This is a genomic window from Latilactobacillus curvatus JCM 1096 = DSM 20019 (assembly GCF_004101845.1).
Lineage (GTDB): Bacteria > Bacillota > Bacilli > Lactobacillales > Lactobacillaceae > Latilactobacillus > Latilactobacillus curvatus.
In genome coordinates this window covers 1076091-1089451 of record NZ_CP026116.1, presented here as the reverse complement: position 1 = coordinate 1089451, position 13361 = coordinate 1076091, and the positions used below count along the sequence as shown (strand labels likewise).

The window sequence follows — 13361 nt, the reverse complement described above, 5'->3', positions numbered from 1 at the left end:
TTCAGACTGTTATTCATTTGACTCAAGGGAATAAGACTGCAATGGATTGGCAAACCCTTATAAAACGTGTAATATAGGAGGTGTTAACTTATTAAATGGTAGGAGGCAAATTTGTGTCTAAAATTAAAGTAATGACTGTTTTTGGGACACGACCAGAAGCAATTAAGATGGCGCCGCTAGTATTAGCATTGAAAGAACGCGCAGATGAATTCGAAGCTGTGACGGTGGTAACTGCCCAACATCGTCAAATGTTAGATCAAGTGCTTGAAATTTTTAAAATTAAACCAGATTACGATTTGGACGTTATGAAACAACGACAAACACTTAGTGAAATTACTAGTAACGTATTAATGAACCTTGATAAAGTGATTGCAACTGAAAAACCGGATATCGTATTGGTTCATGGGGATACAACCACTACTTTCGCAGCAAGCATTAGTGCATTCTACAATCAAACAGCGATTGGCCATGTTGAAGCAGGACTAAGAACTTGGGATAAGTATTCACCATTCCCAGAAGAAATGAATCGCCAATTAACAGATGTACTCAGTGATCTTTATTTTGCACCAACCAGTCAAAGTGAAGCCAACTTATTACAAGAAAATCATCCACAAAAGGCTATTTATATTACAGGGAATACTGCAATTGATGCATTGAAGCAAACGGTTCAAAGCGACTACAATCATTCAATCTTGGATGTTGTTGATGCTGACAAACGAATGATTCTAGTAACAATGCATCGACGTGAAAACCAAGGTGAACCAATGAAACGGGTCTTCAAGGTAATGCGCCAAGTTGTTGAAACCCATGATGATGTTGAAATCGTCTATCCAGTGCATTTGAACCCTGTTGTGCAAGAAGCAGCGCAAGATATCTTAGGCAATCACCCACGGATTCATTTAATCGATCCATTGGATGTTGTTGATTTCCACAACTTAGCTGCACGGAGTTTCTTCATCATGTCTGATTCTGGTGGTGTGCAAGAAGAAGCACCGTCATTAGGCAAACCTGTGTTGGTCTTACGGGACACAACTGAACGCCCTGAAGGGGTTGAAGCAGGCACGTTGAAGTTGGTTGGGACACAACCAGAACAAGTTCATGATGCGATGGTTGAACTGTTAGATGACCAAGCTGTGTATGATGCAATGGCCCATGCCAAGAATCCATATGGTGATGGACAAGCATCTCAACGGATTTTAGATGCAATTGCTTATCATTTTGGTCAATCAAAAGAAAAACCAGAAGCGTTTAAATAATGAGCATTGAAAAAGCCCTCGACCATTATCATTTTGACTGATAATGGCGAGGGCTTTTTTTGATGAGATAAACGTGCGGATTCAAACTGTTTTTTGTCTTAATACTCAGTTGCTAAGTGCAACCAAACGCACTTTATTTCTTTTCTTTCACAATATACACTGGTCTGTTTTTAACTTCTAGGTAGATTTTGCCGATGTATTTGCCGACAATCCCTAGGCATAGGAGTTGTAAACCGCCGACCATTAGGATAACTGAAATGAGTGATGGCCAACCGTTTGTTGGATCACCAAAAATCAAAGCACGAATAACGATGAAGATTAATGCAAGCAGGGCAATCACGAATGAGAAAAAGCCGACGAAGGACGCAATGGCTAATGGTGTTTCTGAGAAAGTTACAATCCCATCCAATGAATATTTGAAGAGTCCCCAGAATGACCAACTGGTTTGACCAGCAACGCGGTCTTGGTTCTTATATTCTAAGTACTTGGTGTCAAAGCCGACCCAACTGAAAATCCCTTTTGAAAAGCGGTTGTATTCAGACATCTCTAAGATGGCATTGACCATCTGCCGAGTCATCAAGCGATAATCACGAGCGCCATCCACGATTTCAGTTTGTGAAATTCGGTTGATAATCTTGTAAAATTGTTTAGCGAAGAACGAACGAACGGGGGGTTCGCCCGCACGTGTTGTCCGGCGAGTGCCGACACAGTCGTAGCCTTCGACTTCAATGCCGTGAATCATTTCGGGTAATAGTTCAGGCGGATCTTGTAAGTCAACATCCATCACTGAAACGTAGTCGCCAGTTGCGGCTTGTAAGCCAGCATACAAGGCAGCCTCTTTACCGAAGTTCCGAGAGAATGAAATGTAGTGAACGTGTTCAGGGTCTTGTGCCTGTAACGCGCGCATTTCCGCCAGGCTTTCATCAGCAGAACCATCGTTAACGAAGATGTATTCGATGCGGTGGTCGGCTAGAGTAGCCGCTACTTTCTCAACTGCTGCGTAGAAAAGCGGAATTGATTCTTGCTCGTTATAACAGGGTACAATAATTGAAATCGTCTTAGTCATCTTAATCCTCCGAAGTATCTTTGAAAATCCATTTGCTAAATACATAGTTCGCTAAAATCACGATAATCTGATCTAGCACTTTAACAAGCATGTTGGGCCATACCAATAAGGAAATCCCAACAAACATCATTGCTGTATCCATTATAAATGATATACCACGGAAGAAAAAGAAACTAGCCATCTCGCGGGAAAAGTCCTTTAAAGTTGTATATTTTGACTGAAAGACCCACGTTTTATTGGTGAAAAAGGCAAATAGCACGGATAAGAACCAGGCAATCGTGTTGCTGACGAGATAATTGATAGTTGTATAGTGGTCTAATCCGAAGAAAACGACCATGTTGACCAGAGTCGTTAAGACACCAAAGACCAAGTACATTAATTGTTCCCAGTATTTTTGAATGAGTTGTTGAATGGCTTTAATCATTGTGACCTCTTTTCAAAATGGCATTGTATCGCCGGAGAATCCGCCCCCGGAGTACCATTTGTTGTTCTGTTCTTTTGAAAGTGTAGCGGGTGGTGATGTAGTTGACAATGCCGACAATTAACTGATCGATAATCTTGGCGGTCATACTCTGCCACCCTAAGAAGGAGATGGCGACAATCATCAAACCGTTATCCAAGAAAAAGGATACACCACGGAAAAAGAAAAACGAAAGCACTTCACGACACACAGCGCCAAACGTGGTGTATTTGGATTGGAATACAAGCGACTTATTGGTAAAAAAGCCAAATAAATTCGCGACAAACCACGCCATTGTATTGGCGAGTAAATACGGCCAAATAATGGTGTGGCGAAATACCCAGTAAGTAAAAATATTAACCAACGATGCTAAAAAACCAAAAATCGTATAGGTCAAAAAATCGCGGTATTTAAACACTAACCGTTTAATGAAAGCCATAAAGACAGCTCCTAGTTTGATTTATTAAGGTCTAAAAGACCAAAAGAAGGGCCGCGGTAAAAAGGGACGTAACCGCGGCCCAGGGAAGATTGGTTGAAACGTGCTTGTTGAAACATACTTCTGCGCTTAACCAAATTTACCAAATAGGTGATTGCATCACCTATTCGGCAAATCCAGTTAATGCTCAAAGCATAACCGTTTCAAACGCACTCTGACTTGAAACGTGCTTGTTGAAACATACTTCTGCGCTTAACCAAATTTACCAAATAGGTGATTGCATCACCTATTCGGCAAATCCAGTTAATGCTCAAAGCATAACCGTTTCAAACGCACTCTGACTTGAAACGTGCTTTATAAGCTAGTATCCTGTGCCTAGCTACGTCCGGCAAATAGCCAACAAGTTGGCTGTTTGCCAGACTAGGTTAGTGCTCGGATACTGACCGAGCTTATAGTGCACTTTGTTTTGCAACAATCTCTGATACGAATTTTTCAAGATGTTCAATATCTTCTGCTTCTGCTGATAGATCGACTTTGACAACGTCTGAACCCTTTGTTGCGCCGGTTTGTTCGAAGACGGCTGCAAAATCATCAACCACTTTACAGAAGTCATCGTAGAACGTATCACCGGAGCCACAGACACCGTAGACTTTACCAGTTAAATCAATATCCTTGAGATCTTCGTAGAAATCAACGGCTTCATCGGGGAGATCGCCATCATCGCCATAGGTGTAGCTGCAGACGATACAGATATCGCTGTCTTCAAAATCGGCAGGATCTGCTTGAGAGATTTCAGTGGTTTCAACGTCGACGTTCAAACTTTCGAGGGCTTCTTCAACGATTTCGGCAATTTCCTCGTTATTGCCGGTCATACTTGCATAGACTACTTTAGCAGTTGCCATTATTGGGACATCCTTTCACGTACGCGGCGCTCAGTGGCCGCAATTAACGAATTATACTATAAGGCATTATAGCAAAAGCCCCTTATTAAGAAAAGGTGCAACGGCTCTTTCACGGTTAATTGAACTAAAAAGCGACGATTCGTCCATTTTAATGGCAGATAGCGTATAATATAGAAATAGATACAATTAAAGGCTACAATGGTAACAATATTGGAGGTTTCATTTTGATTACATTAAAATCTGAACGAGAAATTAAAGGGATGGCTGCTTCTGGCGCCATTATTGCCGGCGTTCATCGCGGTTTGCGCGACATCATCAAACCAGGTATTTCGAGCTGGGTAATTGAAGAATTCGCAAACGACTACATCGAACAACACGGTGCCAAAGCATCTGAAAAAGGCTTTGAAGGCTACAAGTACGCAACTTGTGTCTGCGTGAATGAAGAAGTGGCACATGCCATTCCACGGAAGAACTTAATTCTAAAAGAAGGCGACATTGTCAGTGTCGACATGACCGTTAACTTGGACGGTTATGAAAGTGATTCTTGCTGGACTTATGCGGTTGGCGAAATCGCACCAGAATTACAAAAATTAATGGACGATACGCGCAAAGCACTTTACTTAGGCATTGATCAAGCCGTTGTCGGCAATCGCCTAGGTGATATCGGCCACGCCATCCAACAATATACCGAAGTTGAAAACAGCTACGGTGACGTCCGTGAATTGATTGGACATGGTATTCAACCAACGATGCACGAACAACCAAACGTGCCTTCATACGGTGAAGCGGGCAAGGGCTTGCGCCTTAAAGAAGGGATGACCATCACAATTGAACCAATGGTCATCTTAGGTGGCACATGGCACATCAAGTCAAAAGAAGTCCCTGGCGAAGACTGGGAATATTACGTCTCAGCAGATGGCACACCATGTGCGCAATATGAACACACAATTGCGATTACCAAAGATGGTCCTAAGATTCTAACCTCACAAGATCCAGAAATGGATGCTAAATATTTACTATAAAATCACGAACCTTCTCTAAAATGAGAAGGTTTCTTTTTTTGCTTTCAGAAAACTATTAGCCCATAGTTAATTCGTGTATAATAGAAATGATAAACATGCCTTAAGAAGTCGGGAAAATAAGCCTTTCAGGTAGAACGACTAATGTGTAAAAGAGAATTTGGAGTGACATATGACAGTAGACAATCAAAACCAGTTACCGGTGGTAAAACAGGACTTATCCAGACGGCAGAAGTTGATTGCTGTGGTGAAGTTAATGATGTTGCGTTCATCAGAAGCAAGCATTACTGATAATTCGAAGGTAATCGCATATTATTCGTTATTATCAATCTTCCCACTATTAATCGTTATCGGGAACATCTTACCGTACTTCCAGTTAGATGTAATGAGTGTGGCGGATTACGTCCAAACGGCGGTGCCGCCCACGATATTCGACAAGATTATGCCAGTTCTGCAGTCCCTATTGAAGAAACGCAATGATGGCTTATTGTCCGTCGGGATCTTGGGGACGTTGTGGGCAGCGAGCATGGGGATTAATGCCTTAAAAAATAGTATTAACCGCGCGTATCGTGTTGAAAAAGTTCAGAACTTTGTTTTAAAACGCCTGATTTCTTTGGGGAGTACATTATTATTACTTCTATTATTAGTCGGTTTAATTGTTGTTTTTACATTCGGGCAACAAGTTTTGGAATTATTAGTCCCAATCTTTAACATTCCTAAGACATACGTTAATATTTTTAGTAGTTTAAAATGGCCAGTGACGGGGATCGCCTTGTTCCTACTGCTGATTTTCATCTATTTCTTCGTTCCGAATGTGAAAATGCGATTGCGAAGTGTTCTGCCAGGGGCAGCACTGACAACGGTTGGCTGGTTAATTCTTGCACAAGCCTTCTCATTGTATATTCGTTACTTCGGCACGTCATGGAATAGTTACGGTGCAATCGGTGCGGTGATTATCTTACTCTTGTGGCTGAATTATTCCGCAACGATTCTGATGGTTGGGGCTGTCTTGAATGTTGTGATTGAAGAAGCACTGCATGGGCATGTTAACGCCAGTCGCGGTAAGGTTCATGACTTCATTGCGCGTCGGCGCGATCAAAATGAATGACAGCCGAAAAATTAATGAGACAAAGCACAAATATGAATTGAAACGTTAACCAATTATATAGGTTGTAAGAATTCGGGAATCAACCGGATGATTACAACCTATTTTTAGTCTCTAAAATTAAAATTATTTATCTCAACCGATATGTCAAACTAATGTTTTTACATATCGGTTTTTTGATGGACTTAGATTTCGTAAACCACTTTCACTTTCGATACTTTAAAAATATTTAATTATTTAAAAATCTTGAATATTGAATTACCGCCCAATGTTAAGGGAGTTGTGCACAATCTAGTGTGAAAACTAAGTGTTTTTTATTAAGGTGTATTCCAGAAAAGGATTTCTTTTTAATAAAAGTTATACTATGATAGAATAGAAATATCGTGATTATAAATAGTAAATAATGTGATTGATTATTTTTTTGTTTAGTTTTCGAGGGGGATACGAAACGGATGACTGCAGAAGAACAGAAGCGACACCATCATCATAAACACCGGCGTAGAGGCTGGACATTAACAAAAGTGATTTTAGTTGTTCTTGGGGTATTGATTCTTGCCGGAGGTGCATTCGCAGCTAAGGTCTATATGGATGTTAATCAAACCGCCAAGACAGTATATAAACCTAAAGGTAAGACACAAAATAAGCGCAAAGTTTCAGAAAAAGTCGAACTAAATAAGAAGACGCCTTTCTCGATCCTCTTACTCGGTACAGATACAGGGGAACTAGGCCGAACCGAAAAAGGCCGGACTGATACAATGATGCTCGCAACGGTCAATCCAACGACTAAGGAAACCAACATGTTGAGTATCGCCCGGGATTCACGGGTACCAATCGTTGGCTATGATCAAACGGCTAAGGTTAATGCCGCGTATGCCTATGGCGGCATTCCGATGGCAGTTAATACTGTCCAAGCCTTCTTAAACGTACCGGTCGATTATTACGTACTAGTTAACATGAAGGGCTTAGAACAATTGGTGGATGCTGTTGGTGGCGTGACTGTGGAAAATGATTTGGACTTTACCTACGAAGGTCACCATTTCGAAAAGGGAACAGTCAGTCTTGATGGACCAACTGCTTTGAAATTCTCACGGATGCGCTACGACGATCCACGCGGAGACTTTGGTCGGCAACTTCGCCAACAAGCAATTGTTCAAGCTGTTTTGAAGAAAGCAACTTCATTAAATATGGTGACAAACTATAACCAAATCTTACAGGTGCTAGCGAATAATATGCAAACTAATATCACCTTGAAGGATGTCTTGAACATTCAACAAAATTATGGGGATGCGATGAACTTCAAGACATTACAATTGAAAGGGACTGGGCAGATGATTGACGGGCAATCGTTCCAAGTCATGAATCCAACTGAGGTATCAAAGATGTCGACACTTCTAAGAAAACAACTAGATTTAAAATAACCACGGAAGAAGCTAACCAGTATTGGTTAACTTCTTTTCGTATGGACAAAGTAGTTATAACTGTTAATTAATTTCTGGAGGGTATCATGGAACAAACAATTAATATTGAACAGATTTTCGGCATCTTGCGCAAGTATCGCCGCCTTATTCTATCATCAACGGTTGTATGTACGCTGTTAGCAATCATTGTTACGTTTTTCTTGATTACACCACAATATAGTGCTTCAGCAGAGTTATTGGTTAACCGTAAACAAAGCACTGATGCTGGTGCACAATGGAACCAAGTACAAACTGATGTTCAAATGATTAACACCTACAAGGATTTAATTACAAAACCGGTCATTATGGATTCAGTGGTAAGTAAGATGAATAAGGGAAATGGCCACAAACTTACTGCTGGTGAACTTGCTAGCATGATTAGTGTTGCTAATAATCAAAATTCGCAAGTCTTCTCAATTACAGCTAAGTCTGATAATGCCTATACTGCGGCAGATATTGTCAATACAACGGCACAAACATTTCAGAAAAAAGTACCGAAAATTATGAGTGGGACTGACAACGTCTCAATCATTTCAGAAGCCAAACCGAATTTAACACCAGTGTCACCCAAAAAGAACTTGAACGTCTTAATTGGTCTGGTGCTAGGGTTGTTATTAGGAATTGGGTTTGCCTTTGTACGGGAATTAATGGATAAGACGGTTAAAGAAGAAAGTTTCTTAACAGAAGAACTTGGTTTAACCAGTTTAGGAATCGTCAATAACATTGCTGATAAAGATTTGATTAAAAAAGCGATTATCAATGTAAGTAGTAGTCGCTTATCGAGAAGAGGATAGGAAAATGAGCTTATTTAGAAAAGAAAAGGGTTTAGACCAAGCAAGTATGAAAGAAGGGGTTGGCTTAATTACGTTAACGGAACCGACTTCAGTCATTGCGGAACAATTCAGAACGGTTCGAACGAATATTCAATTCTCATCAATTGATCAAAAATTACGGAGTGTTGTCTTTACATCTGCTGGCCCATCACAAGGCAAGTCCACGGTTAGTGCGAACGTCGCAGTTACTTGGGCTGATCAAGGGGTTGATGTGTTACTAGTTGATGCTGATATGCGGCGGCCAACAGTGCATCAAACCTTTCAAGTACCGAACAAACGTGGACTAACATCACTCTTAACCGACGAAACCTTTGATTTAACTAATACGATTCAAAAAACACCAGTTGATCATTTATTTGTTCTACCATGCGGGGTTGTACCACCTAATCCATCTGAATTACTGAATACGAAGAAGATGGATAAATTAATCCAAGAGTTAACAAAGCATTTTGATTTAGTGATTTTTGATGTACCGCCTGTAATATCGGTGACGGATGCACAAATCCTTGCTAGCAAAGTTGATGGGACAATTTTGGTGGTACCACAAGGGATTGTTGAAAAGGGTTCGGTTGCCAAGGCAAAAGAGTTGTTAGAAGTCGTTAATGCCCGAATTTTAGGAACCATTATGAACCGCGTGAAGGCTGAGAATACGGGCGGCTATTATGGCGGTTATTATGGTGGGTACTATGGAGCAGAGGAAATAAAGTAATAAACCTGGGGGGTATAAATATGGAAGTACAAAAGCAGAACCTTGATAAAGCGATAGAGGTCGAGAATACACGCCAAGTCATGCTTTTTAACCAAGCTGTTATTGATCAACGGTATGGTTATCGTATTATCAAAAGACTTTTCGATATCATAGCGAGTTTGGTAGGACTAATCCTACTGAGCCCGCTTTTTCTTGTGCTTGCGATTTTGATCAAAATGGATGATCCTGCAGGCGGCGTTTTTTATTCGCAAACGCGCTTAGGATTAAAACAGCGAACGTTCAAAATGTACAAATTCCGCTCAATGTGTACGGATGCAGATGAAAAATTAAAGAATCTGTTGAAGTACAACGAGGTCGAAGGTGCGATGTTTAAAATGAAGGAAGACCCGCGCATTACTAAGGTTGGTAAGTTCATTCGTAAATATAGTATTGATGAGTTACCGCAACTGTGGAATGTCCTAATTGGTAACATGACATTGGTTGGCCCACGACCACCATTAGAACGGGAAATCAAGGATTATACGGATTATGACTGGCAACGACTCATGGTTAAACCTGGTTGTACAGGTTTATGGCAGGTTAGTGGTCGGAATAGTATTGGTTTCCATGAGATGGTTGAAATTGATTTAAAATATATTAAAAAAAGTAGTTTGGTTTATGATTTGGGTATTCTCTTCAGAACAGTCAAAATTATGATTATGCCAAATGATGCATACTAAGCTGGGGAGAATAGAAATGACTAAAAATATATTTATCATCGGGGCAAAAGGAATCCCTGCTAATTATGGTGGGTTTGAATCCTTTGTGGAACAGTTGACTGCACGTAAAGAGAGTCAAGATATTCGTTATTATGTTGCTTGTCGACGGGATTTATCTGAGAATAAGGCTGATACATTTGAGTATAATGATGCGACTTGTTTCAATGTGGATGTACCAGATGTTGGCCCAGCTAAGGCAATTTTATATGATGTTAATGCATTCAAATGGACAATGAAATATATTAAGAAAAATAACATTCAAAATGCGATTGTATATGTACTCGCATGCCGAATGGGCCCATTTATTAAGCATTTTAAAAATCAATTGCAACAATACAACGGTACGTTATTTGTCAATCCAGATGGTCATGAATGGTTACGTGCTAAATGGAGTGTACCTGTTCGTAAATACTGGAAATATTCAGAACGTTTAATGGTAAAACATGCTGACTTATTAATTTGTGATAGCCAAAATATTGAGAAGTATATCCAAAACGATTATAAGCAATATTCACCTAAGACAACGTATATTGCCTATGGATCAGATATTGTTAAAACCACTTTATCAACAACTGATCAAGTGGTAACTGATTGGTATGGGAAACATAATGTACGGTTAAATGAATATTATTTAATCGTTGGACGGTTTGTACCAGAAAATAACTATGAAACAATGATTAGAGAATTTATGAATTCTAACACTGATAAAGATCTAGTTATCATTACCAATGTCGAAAAAAATAAATTTTATTCTGAATTACAAGCTAAGACTAAATTTGAAGCAGACAAAAGAATTAAGTTTGTTGGAACTGTGTATAACGGAGAACTATTAAAATTTATTCGTGAAAATGCATTTGCGTACCTACATGGACATGAAGTTGGTGGAACGAATCCGTCATTGTTGGAAGCCTTAGGAAGTACAAAAATTAACTTATTACTTAATGTTGGCTTTAATCAAGAAGTTGGTAAAGATGGTGCAGTTTATTGGGATAAAACACATGGTAATTTGTCAAACGTGTTAAATCATGCAGATTTATTTTCTAGTTTAGAGATTGAGGATTTAAATAATAAATCAAATTTACGAATTACAAACCAGTTTGATTGGAAATTAATTATCGATGCTTATGAGAATCAGTTTCTGAAGGAGAATTAAAATGAAAACAATTTTATATTTGCATGCTGGCTCTGAGATGTACGGGGCTGATAAAATTCTTTTGGAAATAGTAACTGGAATTGATAAGAAAAAATATATGCCAATCGTTGTATTGCCAAGTGAAGGGATTTTAGCGGAAAAGTTAAGAGAAAATGAAATTGAAACATATATCATAGATTATCCTATTCTACGAAGAAAGTATTTTAATCCAAAAGGTATATTACAATATATTAGTCAGTATCGTCACAAAAGTAATGAAATTGAAAAAATAGTTAAAAAAAGGAATATTTCGATAATACATGTAAATACCGCTGCTGTACTTGAGGGTATTACCTTAAAACGAAAGCTCAGTACAAAAATCATATGGCATATTCATGAAATTATTTTGAAGCCTAAAATAATAAATTACCTTTTAAGCTATCTAATCGGAAAGTATTCAGATGAAGTTCTTGTCGTTTCAAAAGCGGTAAAAAAACATTTGCTGTCAACTAATTTAATAAAGGAAGATAAAATTAAGGTTTTATACAATGGCGTTGAGAACAATGAGGTATCTTTAGAGGATACAGAGTATCTGTATGATGAATTTAATATTGAAGAAGATACTCTGAAAATTGGAATGGTTGGTAGAATCAATGCTTGGAAGGGACAAGATGATTTTTTAAAAGCGGTTGAACCTGTCTTGCGATTTAATCCTAAAGCACACGCCTTTCTAGTTGGTGGAGTTTTCAGTGGTGAAGAGTGGCGAAAAGAGGAATTGAAAAAGGCTATTTCAGAATCGAGTGTGAAAAATAGAATCCATTTTTCCGATTTTAGAAATGATACACAAGAGTTGTTTGAATTTTTTGATATTTTCGTATTACCAAGTACTAATCCAGATCCGTTACCGACAGTGGTCCTAGAAGCTATGTCTGCTGGGAAACCTGTAATTGGTTACAGGCATGGTGGCGTAAAAGAAATGGTTATTGATGAATTTAATGGACTTTTGGTTAACGTTAAAAATACCAAATTACTTAGTGAAGCGATTTGCATATTGTCAGATGATTCTGATAAAAGAAAATTGTATGGTGACCGTTCTTTACAAAGACAAAGGGAGCTTTATTCTATAAGCGGATTTATTACAAATGTAGAAGAACTTTATTCTCAGTGGGATTAAGTATGATGTGTAATCGACAGTTATCTGCTCTAAAAATTTAAGGAGTTAATATGAAAGAAAAATTAAAAAACAACTTAAAAAAAATCGTGTTCCAAACAAAATTTCAAGGGTACAGTAATCCAAAATTTTTAGATAAAGCAGTAAATAAGACTCTAAAGTTTATGATTGGATTCCCCATACTTATAAAAAACAATTTAAAATTTCGTAAATCTAGTAATACTAATTTTAACTCAAAGAATCGACCTATATATATACTCGCAATTATGAAAGATGAGGGAGAGTACCTATCTGAGTGGATACAATATCATATTGATAGAGGGATAACCAAATTTATTCTCTATGATAATGAGTCGTCAGATGATACTAAGTCAATAATAGAAGAGTTCCAAAAAAAGGTAGATATCGACTATCGTTATTGGCCGGGGAAGAATCAACAAAAAAAAGCTTATAATGATGCAGTAAATCGATATAAAACTGAACATGTTTGGATACTAACGATTGATATTGACGAGTTTTTATTTCCGATAAATAGTTTAGACATTTTTACATGGTTAGATAAATTGCCTAGTAATGTTGCACAGGTATTAGTTGGTTGGCGTATTTTTGGTTCAAATCATCACATTAATAAGCCGAAAGGGCTTGTAATTCAGAATTATATCAGGAGAGCTCAAGATTCATATGTAGCTGATTATAAGCCAATCATTAAACCAGATATGACCGTTGGTGCAAGAAATCCACATATCTTTGATACGATTGGGAAAACAATAAATACATCGAAAGAACGTCAATGGTATTATCCTTATATGGCATTGATAGGTAGCGAGGCCGCTCCAAAAGATAAAATCGTTATAAATCACTACTACAACAAATCATTAGAAGACTATAAAGCTAAAATTAAGAAGGGCGATGCATTCGATGTAACTAAGCAGACTAGAAAAATGGATAACTTTACTATGCAGGATCGTAATGAGGTTTTTGATGATAGTATGGCTCCCTTTGGGGAAAAAATATTAGTCGAATTGAAGAGTAATCAAATGAATATTTAAGTTTAAGA

At 38.4% G+C, this 13361-nt stretch carries 14 protein-coding genes; 10 read left to right on the top strand and 4 right to left on the bottom strand.

Translation table 11 applies throughout. The features are described from left to right. Positions 1–113 precede the first annotated feature (113 nt). Positions 114–1256, top strand: coding sequence for a non-hydrolyzing UDP-N-acetylglucosamine 2-epimerase (gene wecB, locus LCU_RS05705; RefSeq protein WP_056966806.1), 1143 nt, complete (start codon positions 114–116; stop codon positions 1254–1256). A gap of 133 nt (positions 1257–1389) precedes the next feature. Here the strand turns inward: wecB and LCU_RS05700 are convergent, their stop codons facing one another. From LCU_RS05700 to LCU_RS05685, 4 genes are all read right to left on the bottom strand, one after another. Further along, a complete protein-coding gene (locus LCU_RS05700) occupies positions 1390–2322 on the bottom strand; it encodes a glycosyltransferase family 2 protein (protein ID WP_004270786.1) in 933 nt (310 codons plus the stop codon). Between the two features lies 1 nt (position 2323). Further along, positions 2324–2746, bottom strand: a complete 423-nt coding sequence (locus tag LCU_RS05695; RefSeq protein WP_056966808.1) for a GtrA family protein — start codon at positions 2744–2746, stop codon at positions 2324–2326. Then, the gene (locus LCU_RS05690) at positions 2739–3221 is read right to left on the bottom strand and encodes a GtrA family protein (protein WP_056966811.1); all 483 of its coding nucleotides are present in this window, start codon (positions 3219–3221) and stop codon (positions 2739–2741) included. The genes LCU_RS05695 and LCU_RS05690 overlap by 8 nt, the downstream gene beginning before the upstream one ends. Positions 3222–3667: 446 nt before the next feature. Next, the gene (locus LCU_RS05685) at positions 3668–4120 is read right to left on the bottom strand and encodes a flavodoxin (RefSeq protein WP_004270785.1); all 453 of its coding nucleotides are present in this window, start codon (positions 4118–4120) and stop codon (positions 3668–3670) included. 224 nt (positions 4121–4344) lie between these two features. Between LCU_RS05685 and map the strand changes: the two genes are divergently transcribed. The 9 genes from map to LCU_RS05640 all read left to right on the top strand — a co-directional run bounded on the left by map (position 4345) and on the right by LCU_RS05640 (position 13353). Then, entirely contained in the window at positions 4345–5142 is a 798-nt protein-coding gene (map, locus tag LCU_RS05680) for a type I methionyl aminopeptidase (RefSeq protein WP_004270776.1), read from the top strand. 169 nt (positions 5143–5311) lie between these two features. After that, a complete protein-coding gene (locus tag LCU_RS05675; RefSeq protein WP_004270789.1) occupies positions 5312–6247 on the top strand; it encodes a YihY/virulence factor BrkB family protein in 936 nt (311 codons plus the stop codon). Positions 6248–6696: 449 nt separating this feature from the next. After that, positions 6697–7662, top strand: a complete 966-nt coding sequence (locus tag LCU_RS05670; protein WP_054644499.1) for an LCP family glycopolymer transferase — start codon at positions 6697–6699, stop codon at positions 7660–7662. 86 nt (positions 7663–7748) lie between these two features. Beyond that, entirely contained in the window at positions 7749–8495 is a 747-nt protein-coding gene (locus LCU_RS05665) for a YveK family protein (RefSeq protein WP_056966525.1), read from the top strand. A gap of 4 nt (positions 8496–8499) precedes the next feature. Then, positions 8500–9243 carry a CpsD/CapB family tyrosine-protein kinase gene (locus tag LCU_RS05660; protein WP_056966524.1) on the top strand — a complete coding sequence of 248 codons (744 nt, stop codon included), beginning with the start codon at positions 8500–8502 and terminating at the stop codon, positions 9241–9243. Between the two features lie 80 nt (positions 9244–9323). Beyond that, complete coding sequence (locus tag LCU_RS05655; protein ID WP_244924714.1) at positions 9324–9962, top strand: sugar transferase; 639 nt, start codon at positions 9324–9326, stop codon at positions 9960–9962. 16 nt (positions 9963–9978) lie between these two features. Further along, positions 9979–11154 carry a beta 1-4 rhamnosyltransferase Cps2T gene (cps2T, locus tag LCU_RS05650; protein ID WP_056966521.1) on the top strand — a complete coding sequence of 392 codons (1176 nt, stop codon included), beginning with the start codon at positions 9979–9981 and terminating at the stop codon, positions 11152–11154. A 1-nt stretch (position 11155) separates the two neighbouring features. Next, positions 11156–12307 (top strand): glycosyltransferase family 4 protein, encoded by a 1152-nt coding sequence (locus LCU_RS05645; RefSeq protein WP_056966518.1) that lies wholly within the window; start codon positions 11156–11158, stop codon positions 12305–12307. 50 nt (positions 12308–12357) lie between these two features. Then, positions 12358–13353 carry a glycosyltransferase family 2 protein gene (locus tag LCU_RS05640; protein ID WP_056966516.1) on the top strand — a complete coding sequence of 332 codons (996 nt, stop codon included), beginning with the start codon at positions 12358–12360 and terminating at the stop codon, positions 13351–13353. Positions 13354–13361: the final 8 nt, after the last annotated feature.